This is a genomic window from Plasticicumulans sp., assembly GCF_035331805.1.
Classification (GTDB): Bacteria; Pseudomonadota; Gammaproteobacteria; order Competibacterales; family Competibacteraceae; genus Plasticicumulans.
The window spans coordinates 1-4,107 of the sequence record NZ_DAOLKE010000315.1; the positions used below are offsets into that span (position 1 = coordinate 1).

At 75.7% G+C, this 4,107-nt stretch carries 3 protein-coding genes; all 3 read right to left on the minus strand.

Annotation, left to right across the window (positions count from 1 at the left end; genetic code table 11):
- The coding region (locus PKE44_RS15985) for an acetyl-CoA C-acyltransferase (RefSeq protein WP_324553110.1) at positions 1 to 1,161 on the minus strand (1,161 nt) is incomplete at its 3' end.
- 39 nt (positions 1,162 to 1,200) lie between these two features.
- The gene (locus PKE44_RS15990; protein WP_324553113.1) at positions 1,201 to 3,150 is read right to left on the minus strand and encodes a 3-hydroxyacyl-CoA dehydrogenase NAD-binding domain-containing protein; all 1,950 of its coding nucleotides are present in this window, start codon (positions 3,148 to 3,150) and stop codon (positions 1,201 to 1,203) included.
- The coding region (locus PKE44_RS15995; RefSeq protein ID WP_324553115.1) for an acyl-CoA dehydrogenase domain-containing protein at positions 3,147 to 4,107 on the minus strand (961 nt) is incomplete at its 5' end. The genes PKE44_RS15990 and PKE44_RS15995, both read right to left, overlap by 4 nt.

Here is a 4,107-nt window from a genome sequence, read left to right on the forward strand (position 1 = left end):
GCCGGTGGCCGCGAACGGGTGGCCGAGCGCGAGGCTGGAGCCGCAGGCGTTGAGCCGCGCCGGATCGGGCTCGCCGAGCGCCGCCTCCAGCCCGAGCCGCGCGCGGCACCAGTCGGCCGAGCGCCACGCCGCCAGCGTGCAGAGCACCTGCGCGGCGAAGGCCTCGTGCAGCTCGATCACGTCGAAGTCCGCGAACCCGAGCCCGAGGCGTTTGAGCAGCCGGCCGACCGCGAGCGCCGGTGCGAGCAGCAGGCCCTCGCCGGCGACGAAATCGACGGCCGCCGACTGCTGCGCGACCCAGTGCGCGAGCACCGGCAGGCCGCGCCGGGCCGCGGTCCGGGCCTCGCAGAGCAGCACGGCCGCGGAGCCGTCGGTCAGCGCCGAGGCATTGCCGGCGGTCAGCGTGCCGTCGGGGGCGAAGGCCGGGCGCAGCCGGGCGAGCTGCTCGGCATCGCTGCCGGCGCGCGGCAGGCGGTCGGAGACCACGCCGGCGCAGGGCACGAGTTCGGCGTCGAAACAGCCGGCGGCGCGCGCCGCCAGCGCCTTGCGGTGGCTGTCGGCAGCGAAGGCATCCTGTTCGGCGCGGGTGATGCCCCATTCGCGCGCCATGCGCTCGGTGTGCTGACCCATCGACAGCCCGGTGCGCGGCTCGGCCGGGCTCGGTGCCACCGGCAGCAGCTCGCGCAGCCTGAAGCCGCGCCACTGCGCCAGCCGCTCCCGCAGGCTGCGCGCGCGCTGCGTCCGGATCAGGCGCTGCGCGAAACGCCGGTCGAACACGATCGGCAGGTCCGAGGCCGTGTCGCTGCCGGCGGCGATGCCGCTGTCGATCTCGCCGGTGGCGATCTTCGCGGCCAGCACGCCGGCCGCCTGCAGGCTGGTCGCGCAGGCCTGCGTCAGCGTCACCGCCGGCGTGTCCGGCGCGAGCCCGGCGGACAGCACGGCCTCGCGTGCCAGGTTCCAGTCCTTCGCGTGCGAGTTGACGGCGCCGGCCCAGACCTCGTCGATGCCGTCGCGGCGCAGGTCGTGACGCTTGCCCAGCGCGCCGAGCACCGCCGACAGCAGGTCGAGGTTCGAAAGCTCCGCGTATTCGGCACCGGCGCGGCAGAACGGCGTGCGCAGGCCGTCGACGACGGCGACCCGGCGCGGGGCGAAGTCACTCATCCGCGGTCTCCCCGTCGATGCAGGTGCAGGCGGGGGCGTTCATGCCAGCCCCCGGTAGCGCAGCGGTCCGCCGCGAAACGGCGCGAAGCCGGTGCCGAGGATGACGCCGGCATCGAGCTGCTCGGCGCTGGCGACGACGCCGTCGGCGAGCGCGCGTTCGCAGGCATCGAGCAGCGGTGCCAGCATCGCATCGGCGAGCGCCGCAAGTTCGGCCGGCGTGCCGGTGGCGGCCGCCGGGCGCCGGACCTTGCCGTCCTTCCAGACGTAAAAGCCCTGCCCGGACTTGCGCCCGAGCCGGCCGGCGGCGATGCGGGCATCGAGGGCTGCGGCGGCGGCCGGTTCGGCGGGGCCGAGCGTGACCAGCACGTGCCGGCAGACATCGAGCCCGACCGTGTCGGCGAGTTCGATCGGGCCCACCGGCATGCCGAAGCCGACGGCCGCGGCATCGAGCGTCGAGGCCGGCGTGCCGGCGAGCAGCAGACGCAGTGCCGCGAGCAGGTAGGGCGCGAGCACTCGGTTGACCAGAAAGCCCGGCTGGCTGCGGCACGGCAGCGGGTACTTGCCGAGCTGCACCGCCAGTGCGCAGCCGCGTGCGACCGCGGCCGGCGTGCTGGCCTCGCCGTGCACGACCTCGACCAGCGGCATGCGCGGCACCGGATTGAAGAAGTGCAGGCCGATCAGCCGCCCGGGATCGTTGAGGGCCGAAGCCAGGGTTTCGAGCGGCAGCGCCGAGGTGTTGGTCGCGAGCAGCGCATGCGCCGGCAGCCGCGCTTCGAGCGCGGCGAACAGCGTGCGCTTCACGCCGGCATCCTCGATGACGGCCTCGATCAGCACGTCGGCGCGCGCGACGCCGTCGCCGGCCGGATCGGCGATCAGCCGGCCGGCGGCGGCGAGGCGTTCGGCCGGCGTCTTCAGCCGGCGCGCGAACAGCCCGCGGGCGCGTGCGAGCGCGGCGTCGATGCGCGCGGCATCGAGGTCATGCAGCGTGACCTCGAGCCCGGCCAGTGCCGCAACCGCGGCGATGTCGCCACCCATGACGCCGGCGCCCTCGACGTGCAGGCGGTGCGCCACCGGGGCGGCATTCTGGCGCCCGAGGCTCTTCAGCTGCTCGGTCGCGAAGTACACGCGGCGCAGGTTGCGCGACACCTCGCCGGTCAGCAGCCCGGCGACCTCGCGGGCCTCGCCTTCGAGCATGCGTGCCGCATCGCCGCCGTCGAGCCGCCAGTGCTCGATCAGCCGGAAGGGCGCCGGGTAATGATCGGCGCGCACCTTCTGCGCCGTCTGCCGGCGGATCAACGGCGCGATCACGGCCCGGGCCGCGGCACTGTTCGACAGGTGCGCGAGCCAGCCCGGCCGGCTGCGCCGCCCGGCGAGCACGGCGCGCCGCGCCAGCCAGTCCGGCGATTCGTGCGTGCCGGCGACGGCATCGACCAGCCCGGCGGCGCGGGCGGCGCGCGCCGCCAGCGTGCGGGAAGTCAGCATCAGCCCGAGTGCCGCCGGTCCGCCGAGCCGGCGCGTCGCGCGCAGCGTGCCGCCGAAGCCGGGATAGATGCCGAGGCGCACCTCCGGGAAACCGAGCCGGGTCGAGGGCAGGTCGTGCGCGACGCGCCAGTGGCAGGCGAGCGCGAGTTCCAGACCGCCGCCGAGACAGTGGCCGTGGATCACGCAGGCCACCGACCACGGCGCGGCTTCGAGGCGCGCGAACAGCCCGTGCACGTGCCGGATCAGGCTGGCGACCTCGTCTGCATCGCGATAGCCGTCGAACTCGCGCAGGTCGGCGCCGGCCGCGAAGCCCGCGGGCTTGCCCGAGCGCAGCACGAGGCCGCGCGGCGGGGCGGCGTCGAGCGCATCGAGTACCTGCCCGAATTCTTCGAGCACCGCGCGTCCGAGCGTGTTCGGCCCGTCACCGGCGCAATCGAGCGTCAGCCAGGCGATGCCGTCGGGATCGTGCCTCAGCTGCCAGTGCTGCCAGACGGCATCGCTCGTCATGCCCGTGCCCCGGCGAAGGCCGCGGGGCGCAGGCCGGCCGGTTCCGGGGCCGAGGGCGGGATCTCGGGCCCGGATGGCGGCGGCGGGACTTCGGGCGTGGCCGGCGGTTCGGGCGCTTCGGGCGGCGACGGTTCGGCCGGGCGTTCGGGTGGCGTGGACTCCGGAATCTCGGGGCCGGAGGGCGGCGGCGGAAGCTCGGGGCCGGTGGCGACGGTCGCGACGCCGTGGCCGGCGAGGGCTGCCGGGTCGAAGTCATCGACGGCGATCACGCGCCGCACCAGCGCCGCGGCCTGTTCGAGCTGCGCGAACTCTCCGGCCGTCAGTTCGCCGGCCGCAAGTGCTGCCGCCGGGTCCGGGGCCTGCAGCCGGCCCCTGCGCTTCGCGGCCTGCAGCCGGGCTTCGATCGCTTCGGCGGCGACCACGGCCTCGAAGGCCAGTTCCAGCGCGCCGACCGCCTCGGCCGGATCGCGGCTGACGTGGATCGGGCCGCTCAGGCGCTCGCGCGCCGGTCCCGGCGACATCATCAGTTCGGCGACGCGCGCCGACTGCGCATCGCGCGCGCCGCGCATGCGCCGGCCCCACGGGAACACGAGGCGGCGCAGCAGGCTGCCGAGCAGCGGCCGCGGGAAGTTTGCGAGCGCATCGGACAGGCGCTTCTCGATCGCGTAGCAGGCTTCGGCCAGCACGTAGTCGAGACAGGCGAGATCGGCCTCGGGGCGGCCGTCGTCCTCGTAGCGCTTCAGCGCCGCCGAGGCCAGGTACAGCTCGGCGAGCGCATCGGCGAGCCGCCCGCACAGGCGCTCGCGGCGCTTCAGCTCGCCGCCGAGCGTGAGCAGCGCCACGTCGGCGACCAGCGCGAACGCCGCCGACAGGCGCGACAGCTCGCGATACCAGTGGCGGGTCGCGGCGTCGGCGCCGGCAGGGGCCGGGGCGAAGGCGGCGGCGCTCAGCGCCCGG